The following is a 20,343-nucleotide window of genomic DNA, read 5'->3' on the forward strand; positions in this document are numbered from 1 at the left end:
CAGGCAACAACCTGAATCCCCTTTGTCTTTGGCTGTGTCACCTTTCGCTACGCGGATGCCGTTCCGTTACGCGGCGGGCAGCGTTCAAGTAGCTCAATGCTGCCATCTGCGTTAGCCTGTTCCAGATAGACGTCGAACCCCCACAGGCGATGGACGTGCTTCAATACTTCCTGACTGCTTTTATCCAGCGGGGCGCGATTATGCGGAACGTAGCGCAGCGTCAGCGCTCGATTACCGCGTAGATCCACATTCCAGACCTGAATATTCGGCTCCAGATGGCTCAGGTTGTACTGCGCGGAGAGTTCCTGCCGGATCAGGCGATAACCTTCTTCGTCGTGAATCGCGGCAATTTCCAGATAGTTGTTGCGATCGTCGTCCAGCACGGTAAATAGCCGGAAATCACGCATCAACTTAGGCGACAGGAACTGGCTGATGAAGCTTTCGTCCTTGAAGTTCTGCATCGCGAAATGCAGCGTATCGAGCCAGTCTTTACCCGCGATATCGGGGAACCAGTAGCGGTCTTCCTCCGTCGGCGACTGGCAAATACGTTTGATGTCCTGAAACATCGCGAAGCCCAGCGCATACGGGTTAATGCCGCTGTAATACGGACTGGTATACGGCGGCTGATAAATCACATTGGTATGGCTGTGCAGGAATTCCAGCATAAAGCGCTCAGTGACCCGGCCTTCATCGTAGAGATGGTTCAGAATGGTGTAGTGCCAAAACGTCGCCCAGCCTTCATTCATGACCTGAGTCTGTTTCTGCGGATAGAAATACTGGCTGACTTTCCGCACGATACGCAGAACCTCACGCTGCCAGGGCTCCAGCAGCGGTGCATTTTTCTCCATAAAATAGAGCAGGTTTTCCTGTGGCTCTTGCGGAAAACGTCTGGCTTGTTCTGGTGCGGCACCCTGTTCGCGACGCGGTAATGTCTTCCAGAGATCGTTAACCTGGCTTTGCAGGTAGGCCTCACGGCTTTTCTGGCGGGATTTTTCCTCTTCGAGCGAAATCTTCTGCGGACGCTTGTAGCGATCAACGCCGTAATTCATCAGCGCATGACAGGAATCTAGCAGTCGCTCCACCTCATCCACGCCATAACGCTCTTCGCATTGCGCGATATATTGCCGGGCAAACAGCAGGTAATCGACGATGGAGCTGGCGTCGGTCCAACTGCGGAACAGGTAGTTGCCTTTGAAGAACGAGTTGTGTCCGTAGCAAGCATGCGCCATGACCAGCGCCTGCATTGGCAGCGTGTTCTCCTCCATCAAATACGCGATACAGGGATCGGAATTGATGACGATTTCGTACGCCAGCCCCTGCTGCCCATGTTTGTAACGCTGTTCGGTCTCGATAAATTTCTTCCCGAATGACCAGTGGGCATAGTTGATCGGCATTCCTATACTGGAATAGGCATCCATCATTTGTTCTGAGGTGATGACTTCGATCTGATGAGGATAAGTTGCCAGACGATACAGCTTGGCGACCCGATCAATTTCATCAAGGTAAACCTGTAACAACTCAAACGTCCAGTCCGGTCCATCACTCAGGCGAAGTGTTTTTTTTACCTGATTATCCGTTGATATAGCCATCAGTGCGCCCCCTAACATAACAAGTCTGTACGTGAGATCTCGTTTACTGCCTTCCCGCTGGCTCCTGTCAAAAAATCATCGTTGTTCATTTAGTTATAGCTGAGCTTTGGAAACGCAGCAATTGACGAATTGAGCGTGTTTGATGAAGAAAGGTTTGCCTGTCTCCGTTGTTGGAGTGGACATATCAAAAATAGTCAATTACACAATTTAAATTACAGGTTCTTGTAATGCTAATATTTTTATCTTGGTATAGTACTAAATGGCATTATTTAAATTTAAATTGTTTCATAAGATAAGTAACACCATTCTATCTTCCTCTCATTTTTCACCTATCCCCATAGAATCTGTACGCGGTATACAATAGCCCTTTTTTATCCATTCAATATTTTTAACTATATTGTTCGCTTTTTCTTCGTATGTGTTTTTATTGAATCCTGTAAACTCAGGGCTAAAATCCATAATGGAAATATGGGAATTAACGTCGAACGAGAGATATAGCGATGAAGGTTCATACACTTCTATTCTGATTTTATTTTTGACGATCCCCTATCGTCGATCCAATCCTGCGCGTCGCTTATTCGCGATCCGCTGGTCACACCGTTGCCGTTTTAACGGCGGATAGTTGTCGTTTTTCGGTACGGGTTTTATTCATTAAGTGAAGGAAATCACAATGCAATACACTGGGAAGTACCTGAAGAAAACAGTGCTGATGTTGGCTATGATGGCTGGGATCAGCGTCGGGCAAAGTCAGGCGGCCGTAGAACTTGAGACGCGCTCGTTGGATCAGATCTATAAGAGTGCATTGGGAGAAGGCGGGTCGGTCACCGTTTACGCTGGTGGTGATGTGCAATCGCAGCAGGCCCGTTTCAAGCAGGAATTTGAGAAGCGTTTTCCTGGCATAAAGCTGAACGTGATTGTCGATTACAGCAAATATCATGACGCCCGTATCGATAACCAACTGGCGACCGATACCCTGATTCCTGACGTGGTGCAGTTGCAAACGGTACAGAATTTTCCGCGCTGGAAAAAGGAAGGCGTGTTGCTGAATTACAAACCACGTGGCTGGGACAAGATTTACCCGGAGTTTCGTGATGCCGACGGTGCGTGGATCGGTGCTTATGTCATCGCGTTCAGCAATCTGGTCAATACCCAACTTCTGGATGAAAAATCTTGGCCACGCGAAGCCAATGACTACCTTCGTCCGAATCTCAGAGGCAATTTGATTCTGGCCTATCCTAACGACGACGATGCGGTGTTGTTCTGGTACAAGCTGGTCGTGGACAAATACGGCTGGGATTTTGTGAAAAAATTGCAGGAGCAAGATCCTGTCTACGTGCGAGGCACCAACGTGCCCGGTGCTGAAATCGCGACGGGAAAATACAGCGCGACGTTTACCAGTTCCGGTGCGCTCGTTCCGGCTGTGGATTCCGTAACCCGCTTTGTTCTGCCAAAGTCCGATCCTTTTGTGTCATGGGCTCAGCGCGCCGCTATTTTCAAAAAGGCTAAACATCCGGAAAGTGCCAAGCTGTACCTGAGTTGGCTGCTGGATCCGCAAACACAGACTCAGGTCTCGCGCATGTGGTCGGTGCGTACTGACGTTGCGCCGCCAGAAGGCTACAAACCTATCTGGGAATACCGCAATACCCGACCACAGGCGTTTGCTGATTTCATGTACGATCGCGGTGCAGTTGAGCGCTTCCGTGCACAGATGAGCCTATATGTTGGCGAAGCAAAAGGCGAACCCACTCCGGGCTGGCTTGGCGTGCACCCAGAGGTGCCTCTGGTTAACTAACGCTTGAAATTAGTGAGTCAACTTATGCTGGTCACGTTAATCGTGGCCAGCATTGCATCAGGCAGGCATCACATGATTAAGTATCACACCCGATAATGGGGGGCTTGTTCGGCGAAGGGGTGAGCAGAATAAGCAAGAGAGGATTGCCAATGGCAGCGAGCCACCATTGGCGTGTTGGGGATTAGTGCTTATTTCTTGTTGTTGGGGTTTAAGGTTTCGCCAACGTTCAGCAGGAAGATCTCGTTATCGCGAGTCGATATGCGCGTTGAGCCATCTTCCATACGGTAGCCACCCTCGGTGAAGCCGGCACCATTCAGGAACGGGGCAACGGACTGTGGTTGATTGCGTACCGCGGCTTCCAGTGCTAACAGGGCATAAGGCTCGATGGTATCGACATCGGCATATTGTCTGTTGGACTCGGCCATGAAAAAGCCGTTTTTATAACGTGTGCTGATAATGTTATCGCCCATTTTTTCCGCCAATGACAGATAGTCTTTCACTTTGCTCGCCTGATACAGATCCAGCAGCGCGAACAGCGCGTAAGGGTCGTTATTCTTCGTAGCGAGATCCACTTTGACGTCTTTACCCGGCGCTGAACCTAATTCACCCAGTCCCTGTGCGCGAGCGATACCGCGTGCGACACGCCACAGCTCGGCGTCCGGTAACACGGTATAGGCGCGAGCATAGGAAAGCAGGAATGCATTATCCGCAGGATAAGGCTTGATCACAGTGCCTTTTTTGCCGTAGTAACCGTCACGTGGCAGAACATAATTAGAGAGATCTTTGCCGTTAGCGAGCATCGGGCGGAACGTGTTATCCGACTCGTTATAGGCATATTTGGCAAAGGCTTTCAGGCCATCGGTGGTCCACGTCAGCAGTTCCTTGCCTTCCGCCCCTAAATCTTTACCCAACTGGAGCTGCATGAGCGCATTTTCGGAATAGATCGTACTGGTGCGTCCTTTCAGCATCATATTGCCTTCCAGCGCGGTGGGACCGAATTCCGGGCCAAACTGGCGCTGGGCGCGATCGCCGTATTTGGAATGCGTATCGGCATCGTCGGTGGTTTCATCACGCTTCAGCGCCTGTGTAAACTGATACACGCCGAGCCCGGTTGCTTTGTCGCGCGGTAAAACGTACTGCTGTGCCAGACGTTTCGCCCAAACCAACGCACCGTCTTCTTTATTGTATTTGTACAGTAATGAGGCGGAATAGATCAGGTCGTTACCCGCATTCAGGAAACTGAGGCCTTTGGTGGCGAAGAAGGGCGGCTGTTGCTCGAACGGGCTTTGCCAGAGCGCGCCCATTTTTTGCCCGTATTTACCGTGGCGACTGGTTTCCATGATCTTCCAGTCATAAACGTGCGCATTCCAGAAGCCGCGAATAAAGCGCGCGGTGGCCTCTTTATCGACACTGAACATCAAATCGTAGTAGGGATAGGCATTTTTCAGCTCATGCACCATCTCTTTTTCGCTAGGGCCTTCCGGTTGCAGCGTTTTTAAATCAACGAAACGGTGGCCGCCCCAAATCAGCAGGCCACTCTCATCCTGATAGTGCTGGAAATGATACTTCACAATCGCTTCGGCACGCTGCTTATAGCTGGGATTGCCGCTCAGGTTACTCAACCCAACCAGCACGCGCATCAGGTTTTGCTGCGCGGAGAAGTTGGATAACACGGCGTGGCGGCCGTCAGGGAAGATCCACTCCATCTGCTTGCCAGTACGCGGATCGATACCATCGGCGAGCAGCGGCGTGGGCGATTGACCGTGGTAATGGTCACCGGCTTTGGTCAGCACGTTGTCAACGTACTGATTGACGATAGTGAGGCGGTCTGGTGTGGCGGCGCTGGCCTGTAAAGCAACCAGACCTGCAAGGAGCGACAGCGCAAATCTTTTCATTTTTATTTACCTGTAACGACTATTTATAGCTGTAATAAAGGGATCCCGTTTGATGAGCAGGATCCCCGAGAAACATGGTGTAGTAAATAAACTGTTGTTAGAACGTATAGGTGAAGCCTACTTTCCCTTTTCCTTCACGCGATTTCACGTCGCGCCCGCTGGCGACATCTTCAACGCCAATGTGTGCTGTCCAGTTGTCGTTGATGGTGTAAGACACATCAAAATCCTGCTGATAGTCATGCTTTTTGTTGTTTTGCAGCACGTAATCGGCGTGATAGTAGTAAGCGGTGTACGCCAGCGTGAAGTTATCGAAACCTTTGTAGGCCACGCCTGCTTCATAGCGGTGACGGTGAGTATCATCATCCGTGCTGGTGCGTTTGCTGCGGGTGATTTTTCTGAGGTCATAGCGATATTGCGCATGAAGATCCGTCTTGTCAGTGACAGCCCAGGTGAGTTTCAAACCTGGCGTATAGCGTGCGCCGGAACTTTGGCTAGCGCCGATATCGCCTACGGTGCCTTCACCGCTGGTGCCGCCGGAGTAGAAGCGCGCTTCCAGATTCGGCGTCAGGGTTAATTCAGGTGTCAAACTGTAGGCATAGCCGGTATAAAAAGCATAAGAATTCGAGACGACATCATCGATGGTCAGATCTTTATTCTTATTATAAAAGTTCAGCTCAACGCCAACGTACAGGCCATTATCCATAAAATGCCGCATGCCAATTTCATCACCGTGATAGCGATTCATCGTTCCCCAGCTATGTTCATAGCTGAGTTTGGTGTCAGAGGCAGAAGCGGAAATAGCATAAATTTGGGCAAAGAGAATACCGGCCACAAGGTAGCGTTTTTTCATTATGGGCACCATTAATATTGGTCGTTAATTGTGAAAACTGTGCGCTGATAGACAAAATTCATTCATGAATTTATTTTTTCATCAACGCGACACGAAATACGGTGTGTTTCCTTTATAAAATTCGGTATTTCTTAGAAAACGTAGTTGAAACCAACTTTGATTTTCCCTTGACGGCTTGATGATGTGCTGGATTGGCTAATATCATCATACTCAATGTAAGGAGTTAGCTGTTTGTTTAACTTATATTGAACTTTGAACTGATGCTCATAGTCCGTTTTACCATTGTCATAGACTGCGTATTCTCTTTCTGTGAATTCGCCCTTGCTATATTTGTACGATTTTGTGGTGTTATCGCCGATATAGTAGTTAAAGACGTAAGTCAGATTAATATTATCAAAACCAGAATACGTTACCCCTGCATCCAAGCGGTGGCGTCCGGTGTCGGATTTTGACAAATAAGATTCCCCAGCGTGACCATATTTATCTGACGTGGAAATGGTCGAATAACGTGAACTACGTGTCGGTTTCTTATATTCATAACGGTAACGGCCATAAGTGGACCAGTCGCTGTTAATTCGATAGTTATATTTCAGCCCCGGCTGATACATCATGCTGGCATTACCGATGGAGAACTCAAAGCTGGGGGTTAAGGTCGCGGCCTTGCTTAGCTTGAAGTCCTTACCGATCACCATGCCGCCAGAGCCGCCCTGCATGTCATCATAGGCCACGTCGTAGTTGCTGTTCCCGCCTGCTGACGTACTGAATTTGACTTCGTACGACCAACCGTTGGTTTTCTTATGGATGAGCTTGATGGAATCTGCGTGGCGGCGGTCTTCCGTCTTCCAGTTATGTTCGTACTGAAAGGTGGTTTTGCCGTCGGTTTCCGCTTGGGTAAGGAAAGGAGCGAATCCGGCACAAACGATGAGTAGGTTACGTGTGTATATTTTCATTCTGTCTTTCTCTTTCTTAATGAATAAATAATATTACTGGCGCGTGCAGTCTCTATCTTTAAAACCAGACAGTGGATACCATTTTTTGGGCGTAAAAATAGAATCACCATAAATGATGATGACGCCATTAATAATGTCAGACAGGGCGAATACCCTGGTAAATCAGGTTTCTATCAATTCATTTACGCTTCCTTATATACGGTGTTGCTTACAAGTATTTCAATCAGCGAAATGGCTTAGGCTGATGTGTGAATGTCGGTAATTTATATCGCTTACTGGTTGGTCTAATTATCAGTAGACTTGATAATTAGGTCGTGTGGCATTATGGTGAAAAGGAAACGTTGTTTCATTTATGTGGATCACACATTTAGTTACCGATTGAAATTTTTTGTAATTACTTGGTCTGATTATTGTAAGGATAAGGAAGGGGAGTAACGACGATCGTTGTTGTCAGATTTAGGGGGGTAGCTCTTGATCGTTAATGATGATAGTGATATGTAATTGAACAACCGTTAACCTGTTATCTGCCTTATTTCCGCCATCGATTGGAAAATATTCAGCGGAAAGCGAGTTCCGTAAAAATGAATAAATGGTCAATAATGATTAACTATCCTGACTATTTTCAGGGAACCCATCCCGTTTTCATTCCACTCATATCCTGGCTATCTCCGTCATACTGCGAGCGGCAAGTGTGCAGGCCTTTCTGTATTCAATGACGCGGGACATTCGTTTGTTAAGCCTGACGACAGCAGAATGGAGACATCAATGATCAATCGTATTGAGAATGGAAGCCGTTGGGGAAATGCCTCGCCTTTGCCCGCGCAGCACAATACCGAGGCGAGTCGGCAAGGGGGACAATCGGCCGCATTGCCCACTGCGCGGCCGGGTTCGCGTTCAATCGATTTTGGCGAGGTGTCGCCGAACATGGCGCAGGTTTCTTCTGAACAGAGGACGATAGCACCCACGCGTGCTTTGCCCGCGGTGCCGAACGTTGCAGACCGTTCACTCATTGCGGAACCCAAACCGCCCGTCGATCTTCAAGCGATAGACAGCTCGGAGCACAGTAACGCCAAGGCGTTGGAGAAATGGTCGGCGCTGTTGAGCGATCTGCCGGAACATGAACGTGAAAAGGCCGCAAAGGAACTGAATCGCCCGCTGGCAGCGGCGAAAATGCTACAGGAAGGTGGGGTTAATGCGGAAAAAGCGCTCGTTTATCTGCGTGAAAATCCCGCTATCTACACGGCGATGGATACGGCAAAAGACGGTGGCAGAGCCGACGGACATATCTCTAATCGGGATACCAAATCCTTTATTAAAAATATGGAGCGACGCGCCAGCGATGCCAGCCACGCCGTGAAGGAATATAGAGATAAAAATCCCACGGCCGATGCGCAGTCGCTGCGGTTAGTACACTCTTCCGCGCTGTTGCTGGCTAACGAACCGCTGCTGAACGCCGCCGATGCCAAAAAATCCTACGTGGATTCTCCGCCGAAAGAGAACGATCGCACCAGTACACTGACTGACCTGAACGCGATTATGACCGACAACCCGACGCTGTCGCCTCAGTTAAAAGCGGCTGCCCGGCTGTGGTCGCACCCTGGGTTATTCGGGATTCTGGAACATGCGGATGTCAAAGGGGAGAAACTGGCGCGAGTTCCGCATGATGGCAAACTGATGATGAAGGACATGAAAAGCTGGATTCGTGAACAAGCGCCGGTAAACCGCCAGGAAGCGGTAGATACGCTACACAATGCGGCGGCGTTAGGGCTGGCGGAAAAAACCGATATCAGCCAGTTGAATGAGGCAGTTTTTACCCAGCCGCAGCAGTACAGCGGGGCGCAAAAGTCGGCGACGCTGGTCAAACTGCAACAAACGCTGGAACAGGTGATGGCGGGGCGTGAATATCGGAATACCGAAGAAACGGAAAAGGTATTACATCAACGTATTGACGCGCTACAGAAAGACGGGGATGTGATTCAGCATTTTGAGCAGGCGGTACCACGTGAGGTAAACACCATCTTACGGTCCGATCCATTGCTCGCGCAGGCGGCGATGAGCCAACGTTTCTCTACGGCGTCACAGGCTGCCCCGCGAACGGTTGGGCTTGATACCGCACTTTCGGCTGCACCCCATGCGGGATCGGGAGTAAAAAGCGATGCGCAGGCGGTGAAAGAGGCCGGTCGCAGCGTGATGAGTTTTGCTAAATCGTCGCTGCACGCAGAGGATTTAACCAAAGCCGCAGGGAGTAGAACGGCCATTGGATTGGCTGGCAAAGCGGGCGCAGCGATTGCCGGAAAAGTGGTGGGGGCTATCGCCGGTGAAGCCGCTGGTGCGGCGGCGGCTTCTGCCGTTGGCGCGGCAGCAGGGCCGATAGGATGGGCAGTGAGCGGGGCGCTCAGCATCGGCATGGGGATTGCGGAACTGGTGAATTTCTTCAATGCCAAAAGCAAGCTCAAACACCGGCGGGAAGATTTTGCCAAAACGGTTAATCCCGCGCTGGAACAGTTCAATATTCCTAAACCGCGTTGATGCGCTCGCTTAAATTTCAAAGCATGAGATTTTCAACGCATTAGATTTCAAAACCGGGAGCGACTTCTTTCACCGGCTTTTTACACGCTTCGGGCTTGGGTTGATTCGCCGGAAGGTTTTTACAGTCAGGCGCAAAGGGATTCAACGCATCGCGATTCAGATAGAGCACAAACAGGATCAGAAGGATGAGGGGGATCAGAATACGTTTTCTTTTCATGGTTATCTTTGGTTGCGTTGCAGAAAATGTGGATATGTTAAAAAAACAGGAAAAATTCTAACGCGTTACGCGGCTTTTGTCTTTAGCCTGCTCGGTTTCCGCCTTATTGTTGTGGTTTGTCATGGCGATATCGGCAGAGGTGAAGATGAAAAAGATTCGATTTGCGGCGATTGGGTTAGCGCACAACCACATTTATGACATGTGCCGACAACTGGTTGATGCAGGGGCGGAACTGGTCGGCGTGTTCGAGTCCGATCTGCATCATCGGGAAAAATTCATCTCGCTGTTCCCCGCCGTGCCTTTTGTTGATTCTGCGGAGCAACTGATAGCCGATACGTCTATCGATCTTATTGCCTGCGCGGTCATTCCCTGTGACCGCGCCGAACTGGCGCTGCGCACGCTGGATGCAGGCAAAGATTTCTTCACTGCCAAACCGCCGTTGACCACGCTGGAGCAGTTGGATGCTGTCCAGCGTCGGGTCGCGGAAACCGGTCGAAAATTTGCTGTGTACTTTAATGAACGCATCAATGTGGATAGTGCGTTGTTTGCTGGTGAACTGGTGCAACGGGGGGAAATTGGTCGCGTGATTCAGACGATCGGCGTTGGCCCGCACCGTGAACGCGGCGCGCGGCCTGACTGGTTTTATCAAAAGCGTCAATACGGCGGGATCCTCTGCGATATCGGTATTCACCAAATTGAACAGTTTCTCTATTTTACCGGCAACACCGATGCGCAAGTGGTGACCAGCCAGACGGCGAATTATCATCATCCGCATCAGCCAGAATTTGAGGATTTTGGCGACGCGATGCTGCTGGGTGACAATGGGGCAACGGGCTATTTTCGCTGTGACTGGTTTACGCCGGATGGGTTGAGCGTCTGGGGCGACGGCCGCCTGACGATATTGGGGACGGAAGGCTACATCGAAATCAGGAAATACGTCGATCTGACGCGCGGTGAAAGCAACGTCGTCTATCTGGTGAATGGCAAGGGTGAACAGCGCTTTACCCCCGCAGGCCGCGTCGAACGCGCCTTTTTCCCGGATTTTCTGCGTGATTGCCGTGAGCGTACCGAGCTTGTGATGTCGCAAGCGCATATCTTCAAGGCGACGGAGCTGTCGATTCTGGCGCAGCAGGCCGCGAAAAAGATCGCCTGAGAGAATCATCATCTCCATATCAATGACCCACGCTTTTTGCAACCGTGCTCCGCGATGGCGCACGGTTGTTCCTTTTCTGTGCATTGCGATGCGGTGATTTATTTTAATTCTATATAAATCAATAAAATAAAATCTGGCATGGTTTTCGCTTTAGTGAATTCAATCTTGTATACCAGATGGGATTCACATCATGCCGAGAATGACAGGACTCACGCTTCAGGAATGGAAACAGCATTACCAACAGCAGGCCGATCGCGTTGGTGAAACGCTAGGCGCGCTGCTCGCCAGCTTGTCGACGGACGATCCCGCGTGGATCGCGCTGGCGACGCCTGAATTGCTTCAGGCACAAATCGCGGCGCTCTTGCCTCAGTATCGTGAAAACCCAGATGCACTACCGCTGTTTGGCGTTCCTTTTGCCGTCAAAGATAATATTGATGTCGCAGGCTGGCCAACGAGCGCGGCATGTCCGGCGTTTACCTATCTGGCTGACGAAGATGCGACTGCCGTTGCCAAACTGAAAGCGGCAGGGGCAATTGTCATTGGCAAAACCAACCTCGATCAGTTTGCGACCGGTCTGGTCGGCACTCGCTCACCGTTCGGTGAAGTGCCGAACACCTTTAACGCCGAGTACATCAGCGGCGGTTCCAGCTCAGGGTCGGCTTCGGTACTGGCGCGCGGGCTGGTTGCGTTTTCCCTGGGAACCGATACCGCCGGGTCGGGGCGCGTTCCTGCCGGGTTTAACAATGTTGTCGGCCTGAAGCCGACGAAAGGGTGGCTATCGGCAAGCGGCGTAGTGCCAGCCTGTCGCCTGAACGACACCATCTCTGTGTTTGCGCTAACCGTCGAGGATGCGTTTACCGTCGCCGAACTCGCTGGCGGGTACGATGCCACGGATGCCTACTCGCGTAGCCATCCCGCCAGTGCGCCTGCGGCGTTGCCAGCGCAGCCGCGTTTTGCTATTCCCAGCGATCCGACTTTCTTTGCCGACGCTGTCGCACAGGCTGCATGGCAGCAGGCGTTGGTCGAACTGGAAGCGGCGGGCGCGACGCTGCATCCGATCGATTTCAGTATTTTCACGCAGCTAGCCGATCAACTTTATCAAGGCCCTTGGGTGGCTGAACGTACCGTCGCGGTGGGCGACATGCTGCGGCAGCCAGAGAGCATGGATCCGGTGGTGCACGGTATTGTGGCCAGCGGCGAACGCTTCAGCGCAGTAGAGGCGTTCAGGGCTGAATACCTGCGTGCCGAACTGGCGCGTCAGATTCAGCAAACGCTGGCATCGTTCGACGCATTGGTCGTGCCGACCTCGCCGACAATCCACACGCGTGAGGCGATGAAGCAGGAACCGGTACGCTACAACTCTCAGTTGGGTGCCTACACCAACTTTACTAATCTGGCCGATCTCTCGGCGCTGGCGCTGCCAGCAGCTTTCCGTTCCGATGGCTTACCGGCGGGGATCACGCTGATTGCGCCTGCCTGGCACGACCGTGCACTAGCGAGCTTTGGTCTGCGCTGGCAAGCACAGCTGGCGCTTCCGCTGGGGGCAACAGGAAAAACGCTGCCAGCGGGATCGGCCACCTTGCCGTTTTCTAAATCACACGTCCGTCTCGCTGTCGTCGGGGCGCACCTGACGGGCATGCCGCTGAACCATCAACTGACCCGCCGCGATGCCGTGTGGGTGGAAGAGACGCGCACGGCGGAGAACTATCGTCTTTATGCGCTGGCGAATACGCAACCGGCCAAGCCCGGTTTAGCGAAAAGCAACGACGGCGCGGCGATTATCGTCGAGCTGTGGGACATTCCGCTGGCGTGTTTTGGCGAGTTCGTCGCGGAAATTCCGGCGCCGCTGGGCATTGGTACGCTGACGTTAGCCGACGGACAGCAGGTAAAAGGCTTTATTTGCGAACCGGCAGCGCTGAACGATGCCGTGGATATCACTGAATTCGGCGGCTGGCGTCACTGGCTTGCCCGTCAGGAGGCATCCCATGTTTAAGACCGTACTGATCGCTAACCGAGGGGAAATTGCCTGCCGTGCCATACGCACGCTGAAGCGTCTGGGTATCACCAGTGTAGCGATTTATTCCGACGCGGATAAAAACGCACAACACGTGAAAGACGCCGACATCGCCGTATCGATTGGCGGCGAAAAGGCCAACGACAGTTATCTGTGTATCGACAAGGTGCTTGCCGCCGCACAGCAAACGGGAGCAGAGGCTGTCTGGCCGGGCTATGGTTTTCTGTCAGAGAGTCTGCCGTTTGCTGCCGCCTGTGAAAAGGCCGGTGTTGCGTTTGTTGGGCCAACCGCCCAGCAAATTGGTGAATTTGGCTTGAAACACCGCGCCCGTGAATTGGCCGCTGCCGCGGGTGTGCCGATGACGCCGGGAACACCGCTGCTGGACTCGCTGGAGGACGCACTGGTCGCCGCCGCAGACATCGGCTATCCGGTGATGCTGAAAAGTACCGCGGGTGGCGGCGGCATTGGCCTGACGCGCTGTGCGGATGCGGTGGCCTTACGCGCGGCGTGGGAGAGCGTGCGTCGTTTGGGGGAACAGTTCTTCAGCGATGCGGGCGTTTTTCTCGAACGCTGTATCGATCGTGCACGTCACGTCGAAGTACAGATTTTTGGCGATGGTAAAGGCCGCGTGGTGGCATTGGGTGAACGTGATTGCTCATTGCAGCGGCGCAACCAGAAAGTCGTGGAGGAAACGCCCGCCCCGCATTTGCCGGAAGGCACGCGTGCGGCGCTGCTGGCCTCGGCGGTGAAGCTGGGTGAACTGGTTCGCTATCGCAGCGCGGGAACGGTGGAATATATCTACGACGCCGAGCGCGATGCGTTCTTTTTCCTCGAAGTGAATACCCGTTTGCAGGTGGAACACCCGGTAACGGAGTGTGTCACCGGGCTGGATTTGGTCGAATGTATGCTGCGCGTCGCGGCGGATGAACCGCTGGACTGGGCGCAATTGACGCAGGCACCGCGTGGTGCCGCGATTGAAGTCCGCATTTACGCGGAAGATCCACTGAAAAATTTCCAACCCAGCCCCGGCGTGCTGACCGAAGTGGCGTTTCCTGCTGGCGTGCGGGTTGACGGCTGGGTGAGCACCGGCACCGAGGTGTCGGCGTATTACGATCCGATGATCGCCAAGCTGATCGTTCACGCAGAGACTCGTGAACTGGCGCTGGAAAAGATGCAGCAGGCGCTGAATGCCACGCGCTTGCACGGCATTGCCACCAATCTCGATTACCTGCGCCAGATTATCGCCACCGAGGCGTTCCGCCGCGGAACCGTGTGGACGCGGATGCTCGACAGCTTTACGCCATCAGCCTCGGTGATTGAAGTGATTCAACCCGGCACCTGGAGCAGCGTGCAGGACTATCCCGGACGCCTTGGTTATTGGGATATCGGCGTGCCGCCGTCAGGCCCGATGGACGATTTCGCGTTCCGCCTGGCGAACCGTATTGTCGGCAACGATGAGGCAGCGGCAGGGCTGGAATTTACGCTGCAAGGCCCGACGCTACGCTTCCATTGCGAGGCGGTGATTGCGCTGACGGGAGCAGACTGTCCGGCGACGCTGGATGGGGAAACAGTGCCATACTGGCAACCCGTTACGGTAACGGCGGGGCAAACGTTGACGCTGGGGCGCGCGCAGTCTGGCTGTCGCACCTATCTGGCGGTACGCAACGGCATTGATGTGCCGCAGTATCTCGGCAGCCGTTCGACTTTCGCGCTGGGGGAATTTGGCGGTCATGCCGGACGAACGCTGCGCATGGCGGATATGCTGGCGATTTCTCAGCCCGACTTGCCCGCTTGCACCACGCCCGCGCCGGTGAGCGCACCGCAAGCGGTGGACGCCTCGCTGATTCCGCAGTATGGCGATGAGTGGCGCATTGGCGTGCTCTATGGCCCGCACGGCGCGCCGGATTTCTTTACCCATGCGGCAATCGACGAATTTTTCGCGGCGGAATGGCAGGTGCACTACAACTCGAACCGGTTGGGCGTACGTCTGGTCGGGCCGAAACCCACCTGGACGCGGGTGAACGGCGGTGAGGCGGGGCTCCATCCTTCCAACGTTCACGACTGTGAATACGCGATCGGCGCGGTGAATTTTACCGGTGATTTCCCTGTGATCCTCACGCGGGACGGCCCGAGTCTGGGCGGATTTGTCTGTCCGGTCACGATTGCTAAAGCGGAACTGTGGAAAGTCGGTCAGGTGAAGCCCGGCGATCGTATCCGTTTCCATCCCATTAGCGCGGATGAGGCGCTGGCGCTGGAACAGGCGCAGTCTGCCTGCGTGTCCACGCTGGGTACGGCGCATTCACCCGCGTTTGATGTGCCCTCGTTGGCAACAACGGAATTGGGTTCCGCCACGGTGCTGGCTGCGGTAGCGGCCACCGCGACCACCCCAGCCGCTGTGTATCGTCAGGCAGGGGATAACTATGTTCTGATTGAATACGGCGACAACGTGCTGGATCTGGCGCTACGGCTGCGCGTTCATCTGTTAATGGCGGCGATCCGCGCCTCAGAAACGGCAGGGATCGAAGAACTATCGCCCGGCGTGCGTTCGCTACAGGTGCGCTATGACAGTCGGGTTATCCGCCAGCGTGCGCTGCTGGACATGCTGCTGCATCTGGAAAATCAACTGGGCGACGTCAGCCAGATGAAAGTGCCGTCGCGCATCGTCCATTTACCGATGGCGTTTGAAGACAGCGCCACGCTCGGTGCGGTGGAGCGCTACCGTGAAACCGTCCGCGCCAGCGCGCCCTGGTTGCCGAATAACGTCGATTTCATTCAGCGTATTAACGGATTACCGAGCCGTGAAAACGTTCGCGACATCATTTTTGATGCCAGCTACCTGATTTTGGGACTGGGCGACGTTTATCTCGGCGCGCCCTGTGCGGTGCCGGTCGATCCGCGCCACCGTCTTCTGAGTTCCAAATACAACCCGGCGCGTACTTTCACCGCCGAAGGTACGGTCGGCATCGGCGGCATGTACATGTGCATCTATGGCATGGATTCGCCGGGCGGCTATCAACTGGTGGGGCGAACGCTGCCTATCTGGAACAAATTCCTCAAAAACGATCAGTTCATTGCGGGCGAGCCGTGGCTGCTGCGCTTCTTCGATCAGGTGCGGTTTTATCCGGTCAGCGAAGCTGAACTGACCACGCTGCGTGAGGATTTCCGCGAAGGACGTGCTGCGATCCACATCGAAGAAACCGAATTTGATTTCGCTGAACACACCCATTTCCTCACGGAGCAGGCCGACGATATTGCCGCGTTCCGCCAGCGTCAGGCTACCGCGTTTGAAACGGAAGTGGCGCTGTGGCAGCAGGAGGATGACAGCGCGCAACAGGAGGCGATATCGGCTGAGCCCGTAGAGAGCGATGACGATGCGTTTCAGGTCAGTGCAGACATGAATGGCAACATCTGGAAAGTGCTGGTGAAGGTGGGGGATGTCATCGAAGCCGGACAGCCGCTGATTATCGTCGAAGCCATGAAGATGGAACTGACGATTAGCGCGCCGCAGTCTGGCCGGGTGAAGCGCATCGGTTGCCAGCCGGGACGACCGGTCAGCCCCGGCGATGCCTTGCTGTGGTTGGAGTAGGAACGGGGACAAAAAGGCTGGCCGAAATAGGCATGCCCTGAATAAACGGACGAACGGTAACAAACGGCGAGGCGAAGAAAACGATGCGAGCAGGTACCCAAAAGAGCAGTAAAGATCGCCCGGAAGCGCTGGCAGAGCGGGTGTATCAAGCACTGAAAAACGACATTTTTGACTTTCGCCTGATGCCGGGCGACCGCTTTAGTGAAAATGAAATTGCTGAGCGGATGTCGGTCAGCCGCACGCCAGTGCGCCAGGCACTGTTCTGGCTGGAGCGGGAAGGCTATGTCGAAGTCTATTTCCGCAGCGGCTGGCAGGTTCGTCCGTTTGATTTCGCCTATTTCGAGGAACTGTATGACTTCCGCATCGTGCTGGAGCGTGAAGCCATTCGACGACTGTGTGGAATGCCGCCGGGGCGCTGTGCCGAGCTATTGACGGACCTGAAACGCTTCTGGATTGAAGAACCGCGTCTGGATGACGGCAAGATCGTTTCCCGCTACGACGAGGGCTTTCACCGCGGGCTGGTGACAGCGGCAGGTAATAGCGAAATGGCGCGGGTTCATGGCGAACTGACGGAGAAAATCCGCATTATTCGCCGCCTTGATTTCACCCGCGAAGATCGTATCGATGCGACCTATAAAGAGCATGCCCGCATTTTGCTGGCGATATTGCAACAGCACACCGAGGAGGCGCAGCGCATTCTGACCGACCACATTGCGGTCAGTAAGGCCGAAGTCCGGAAGATCACCTTACACATGCTACAGCAGGCGCGGCCTCAATCTGTTTCTACTGAACGTGTTTCACCTGATGCATCACACGATTCCATTCTCACTCAACACGACTTAAGGGCTAATAAATGAAAAGACGTTCATTGCTAAAAGTTTTTGCGCTTTCCGCAACGGTGGTTGGTATGGGGTTGACCTGGAGTGTGCAGGCGGCGGACACCATCAAAGTCGGCATTATGCATTCGCTGTCCGGCACGATGGCGATTTCGGAAACGCCGTTGAAGGATGTGGCGCTGATGACGATTGATGAAATCAACGCCAAAGGTGGCGTGTTGGGTAAAAAACTGGAGCCCGTGGTGGTCGATCCGGCTTCGAACTGGCCGCTGTTTGCTGAAAAGGCGCGTCAACTGCTGACGCAGGACAAAGCAGCGGTGGTGTTCGGGTGCTGGACATCGGTGTCGCGTAAATCGGTTTTGCCAGTGTTTGAAGAGTTAAACGGGCTGCTGTTCTATCCGGTGCAGTATGAAGGCGAAGAGATGTCGCCGAACGTGTTCTACACCGGCGCGGCACCGAATCAGCAGGCGATCCCGGCGGTGGAATACCTGATAAGCGAAGACGGCGGGGCGGCGAAACGCTTCTTCCTGTTGGGTACGGACTATGTGTATCCACGCACCACTAACAAGATTCTGCGCGCGTTCCTGCATTCCAAAGGCGTGCAGGACAAAGATATTGAGGAAGTTTATACGCCGTTTGGTCACAGCGATTACCAGACCATTGTTGCCAATATCAAAAAGTTCTCGACGGGCGGCAAGACGGCGGTGGTGTCCACCATCAACGGTGACTCTAACGTGCCGTTCTATAAAGAGCTGGCAAATCAGGGAATCAAAGCGACCGATGTGCCGGTTGTTGCGTTCTCGGTCGGTGAAGAGGAACTGCGCGGGATCGACACCAAGCCGCTGGTCGGCCATTTAGCCGCGTGGAACTACTTTGAATCGGTAGATAACCCCACCAATGCCGACTTCGTGGAAGCCTACAAAGCCTATGCCAAAGCGAAAAACCTGCCGAACGCGGGCACGGTGGTGACTAACGATCCGATGGAAGCCACCTATGTGGGCATCCATATGTGGGCGCAGGCGGTAGAGAAAGCGGGCACGACGGACGTGGATAAAGTCCGCGCCGCGATGGCCGGGCAGACCTTTGCCGCACCGGATGGCTTTACGCTGACGATGGACAGCACTAACCACCATCTGCACAAGCCGGTGATGATTGGCGAGATTGAGGAAAACGGTCAGTTCAACGTGGTCTGGCAAACGGATAAACCGGTTCGCGCGCAACCGTGGAGCCCGTACATCGCCGGTAACGATAAGAAACCCGATCATCCAATCAAAGCCGCACAGTAAGCGTCGTCTTTCCCCCGTCCAACATACCGGACGGGATATTCTCTCTCTTATATGGCGGACATTGCGATGATGAGCTGTCGATTATCTACGTTTGTGCTGTCGCTGTGTCTGATGCTTCCTCTGCTGGCACAGGCCGGGCCGGCGGCCGATTTCGCCGCGGCCAACCGCACGCAGCAGGCCGAGCTGTTGCAACAGTGGGCCGCTGCGCCGGATCCCGCCCGTTTACCGCTATTACAGGCACTGCGCGATGAATCCGTGGTGCTCGATCAGAATCAACAGGCATTTAGGGATGTGCAGGGGACGTTAACGCCGCTGGAAGGACACGTTGAGCCGGTTGGCGCGACCAAAAAGCTGTTTATGAATAACCGCCTGCGTGTGCTAATTGCCACCGCGCTGGCCTCACATCAGCTTGTCAGCGACGATGCCGCAACGCGTCTGAATGCCGTACGGCAGTTGCAAAGCGAGAGCACTACGGACCAATTGCCGCTGTTGGTGCAGCGACTTGAGGTAGAAAAAGATGCGCAGGTGCACGATGCGCTGAATACCGCGATTGCGACCCGGCAGTTAAGCGATCCCAATCCGCTGATACGTCTGGATGCGGTCAAGCGCTTAGGGCAGACCGGCGATCCACAAATGCAGGCACGCTTACAGCCATTGACGCAGGCGCAAAACGAGCCGGATACCGGCGTACGTGCGGCGGCGCAGGCGAGTCTGGATCAGATTAAACAAAGTTTGATCGTCGGCGATCTGCTGGGGCAGGCATTCACCGGACTGTCGCTCGGCTCTATTTTGCTGCTGGCGGCACTGGGGCTGGCGATCACGTATGGGCTGCTGGGCGTCATCAACATGGCGCACGGCGAAATGCTGATGTTGGGAGCATACGCAACCTGGCTGGTGCAGTCATTGTGCCAGCAGTTTGCCCCCGACTGGCTGGCGTACTATCCGCTGCTGGCGTTGCCTGTCGCCTTCTTCATTACGGCTGGCGTCGGTATGGCGCTGGAACGTACGGTGATCCGTCATCTGTATGGCCGACCGCTGGAAACGCTGCTGGCAACCTGGGGAATTAGCCTGATGCTGATTCAACTGGTGCGGATGCTGTTTGGTACGCAAAATCTGGAAGTGGCGAACCCCGCGTGGCTGTCCGGTGGGTTGCGTCTGTTGCCGAATCTGGTGCTGCCGTATAACCGCATCGCGGTGATTGTATTCGTCCTCGGTGTGCTGCTGCTCACCTGGCTACTCCTCAACAAAACCCGTCTTGGTATGAATGTGCGTGCGGTGACGCAAAACCGAGCGATGGCGGACTGCTGCGGCGTGCCGACCGGGCGCGTCGATATGCTGGCTTTTGGGCTGGGCTCCGGCATCGCCGGGCTGGGCGGCGTAGCGCTGTCGCAGCTAGGCAACGTCGGGCCGGAGCTAGGACAAGGCTACATCATCGATTCCTTCCTTGTTGTGGTGCTGGGGGGCGTTGGGCAACTGGCGGGGACGGTGGTCGCTGCCTTCAGCCTTGGCATTCTCAACAAAGTGCTCGAACCGCAGATTGGTGCGGTGCTGGGCAAAATCGTCATTCTGGTACTGATCGTGCTGTTTATTCAGAAACGGCCACAGGGGCTGTTTGCATTCAAAGGACGGGTGATTGACTGATGACG

Annotated in this window: 13 protein-coding genes; 8 read left to right on the plus strand and 5 right to left on the minus strand. The window is 54.0% G+C overall.

All coding sequences use genetic code 11. From position 1 onward, the window contains the following. Window positions 1-47: 47 nt before the first annotated feature. On the minus strand, window positions 48-1,589 hold the full coding sequence (locus O1Q74_RS09445) for a SpoVR family protein (RefSeq protein ID WP_271878240.1): 1,542 nt from the start codon (window positions 1,587-1,589) through the stop codon (window positions 48-50). 670 nt (window positions 1,590-2,259) lie between these two features. On the opposite strand from O1Q74_RS09445, the gene O1Q74_RS09450 reads away from it, so the two are divergent. Then, entirely contained in the window at window positions 2,260-3,381 is a 1,122-nt protein-coding gene (locus O1Q74_RS09450; protein WP_271878243.1) for an ABC transporter substrate-binding protein, read from the plus strand. A gap of 188 nt (window positions 3,382-3,569) precedes the next feature. Here O1Q74_RS09450 and O1Q74_RS09455 read toward each other — a convergent pair whose 3' ends face one another. From O1Q74_RS09455 to O1Q74_RS09465, 3 genes are all read right to left on the minus strand, one after another. Next, window positions 3,570-5,276, minus strand: a complete 1,707-nt coding sequence (locus tag O1Q74_RS09455; RefSeq protein ID WP_271878246.1) for a pectate lyase — start codon at window positions 5,274-5,276, stop codon at window positions 3,570-3,572. 97 nt (window positions 5,277-5,373) lie between these two features. Further along, window positions 5,374-6,126 carry an oligogalacturonate-specific porin KdgM family protein gene (locus tag O1Q74_RS09460; RefSeq protein ID WP_271878248.1) on the minus strand — a complete coding sequence of 251 codons (753 nt, stop codon included), beginning with the start codon at window positions 6,124-6,126 and terminating at the stop codon, window positions 5,374-5,376. Between the two features lie 131 nt (window positions 6,127-6,257). Beyond that, entirely contained in the window at window positions 6,258-7,076 is an 819-nt protein-coding gene (locus O1Q74_RS09465; protein ID WP_181844915.1) for an oligogalacturonate-specific porin KdgM family protein, read from the minus strand. Window positions 7,077-7,841: 765 nt separating this feature from the next. On the opposite strand from O1Q74_RS09465, the gene O1Q74_RS09470 reads away from it, so the two are divergent. Further along, on the plus strand, window positions 7,842-9,605 hold the full coding sequence (locus O1Q74_RS09470) for a type III effector HrpK domain-containing protein (RefSeq protein ID WP_271878253.1): 1,764 nt from the start codon (window positions 7,842-7,844) through the stop codon (window positions 9,603-9,605). Between the two features lie 40 nt (window positions 9,606-9,645). On the opposite strand, the gene O1Q74_RS09475 is transcribed toward O1Q74_RS09470, so the two are convergent. Then, complete coding sequence (locus O1Q74_RS09475; RefSeq protein ID WP_271878255.1) at window positions 9,646-9,822, minus strand: hypothetical protein; 177 nt, start codon at window positions 9,820-9,822, stop codon at window positions 9,646-9,648. A 145-nt stretch (window positions 9,823-9,967) separates the two neighbouring features. On the opposite strand from O1Q74_RS09475, the gene O1Q74_RS09480 reads away from it, so the two are divergent. The 6 genes from O1Q74_RS09480 to urtB all read left to right on the plus strand — a co-directional run bounded on the left by O1Q74_RS09480 (window position 9,968) and on the right by urtB (window position 20,338). Beyond that, the gene (locus tag O1Q74_RS09480; protein ID WP_271878258.1) at window positions 9,968-10,975 is read left to right on the plus strand and encodes a Gfo/Idh/MocA family protein; all 1,008 of its coding nucleotides are present in this window, start codon (window positions 9,968-9,970) and stop codon (window positions 10,973-10,975) included. Between the two features lie 190 nt (window positions 10,976-11,165). Continuing rightward, the gene (gene atzF / locus O1Q74_RS09485) at window positions 11,166-12,968 is read left to right on the plus strand and encodes an allophanate hydrolase (protein ID WP_271878261.1); all 1,803 of its coding nucleotides are present in this window, start codon (window positions 11,166-11,168) and stop codon (window positions 12,966-12,968) included. Next, window positions 12,961-16,575 (plus strand): urea carboxylase, encoded by a 3,615-nt coding sequence (gene uca / locus O1Q74_RS09490; RefSeq protein ID WP_271878264.1) that lies wholly within the window; start codon window positions 12,961-12,963, stop codon window positions 16,573-16,575. The genes atzF and uca overlap by 8 nt, the downstream gene beginning before the upstream one ends. A gap of 83 nt (window positions 16,576-16,658) precedes the next feature. Beyond that, on the plus strand, window positions 16,659-17,432 hold the full coding sequence (locus O1Q74_RS09495; RefSeq protein WP_271878267.1) for a GntR family transcriptional regulator: 774 nt from the start codon (window positions 16,659-16,661) through the stop codon (window positions 17,430-17,432). After that, the gene (gene urtA / locus O1Q74_RS09500; protein WP_271878270.1) at window positions 17,429-18,697 is read left to right on the plus strand and encodes an urea ABC transporter substrate-binding protein; all 1,269 of its coding nucleotides are present in this window, start codon (window positions 17,429-17,431) and stop codon (window positions 18,695-18,697) included. Before O1Q74_RS09495 ends, urtA begins: the two co-directional genes overlap by 4 nt. 51 nt (window positions 18,698-18,748) lie before the next feature. Next, entirely contained in the window at window positions 18,749-20,338 is a 1,590-nt protein-coding gene (gene urtB, locus O1Q74_RS09505; protein WP_271878273.1) for an urea ABC transporter permease subunit UrtB, read from the plus strand. The last annotated feature ends 5 nt before the right edge of the window (window positions 20,339-20,343 follow it).

It is taken from the genome of Pectobacterium sp. A5351, from assembly GCF_028335745.1.
Taxonomy (GTDB): Bacteria; Pseudomonadota; Gammaproteobacteria; order Enterobacterales; family Enterobacteriaceae; genus Pectobacterium.

Coding starts and splice junctions, on each gene's coding strand:
- atzF (WP_271878261.1), top strand. CDS start 11,166: ATGCCGAGAATGACAGGACTCACGCTTCAGGAATGGAAACAGCATTAC.
- O1Q74_RS09495 (WP_271878267.1), top strand. CDS start 16,659: ATGCGAGCAGGTACCCAAAAGAGCAGTAAAGATCGCCCGGAAGCGCTG.
- O1Q74_RS09450 (WP_271878243.1), top strand. CDS start 2,260: ATGCAATACACTGGGAAGTACCTGAAGAAAACAGTGCTGATGTTGGCT.
- urtA (WP_271878270.1), top strand. CDS start 17,429: ATGAAAAGACGTTCATTGCTAAAAGTTTTTGCGCTTTCCGCAACGGTG.
- O1Q74_RS09445 (WP_271878240.1), bottom strand. CDS start 1,589: ATGGCTATATCAACGGATAATCAGGTAAAAAAAACACTTCGCCTGAGT.
- O1Q74_RS09465 (WP_181844915.1), bottom strand. CDS start 7,076: ATGAAAATATACACACGTAACCTACTCATCGTTTGTGCCGGATTCGCT.
- O1Q74_RS09475 (WP_271878255.1), bottom strand. CDS start 9,822: ATGAAAAGAAAACGTATTCTGATCCCCCTCATCCTTCTGATCCTGTTT.
- O1Q74_RS09455 (WP_271878246.1), bottom strand. CDS start 5,276: ATGAAAAGATTTGCGCTGTCGCTCCTTGCAGGTCTGGTTGCTTTACAG.
- uca (WP_271878264.1), top strand. CDS start 12,961: ATGTTTAAGACCGTACTGATCGCTAACCGAGGGGAAATTGCCTGCCGT.
- O1Q74_RS09460 (WP_271878248.1), bottom strand. CDS start 6,126: ATGAAAAAACGCTACCTTGTGGCCGGTATTCTCTTTGCCCAAATTTAT.
- O1Q74_RS09480 (WP_271878258.1), top strand. CDS start 9,968: ATGAAAAAGATTCGATTTGCGGCGATTGGGTTAGCGCACAACCACATT.
- O1Q74_RS09470 (WP_271878253.1), top strand. CDS start 7,842: ATGATCAATCGTATTGAGAATGGAAGCCGTTGGGGAAATGCCTCGCCT.
- urtB (WP_271878273.1), top strand. CDS start 18,749: ATGGCGGACATTGCGATGATGAGCTGTCGATTATCTACGTTTGTGCTG.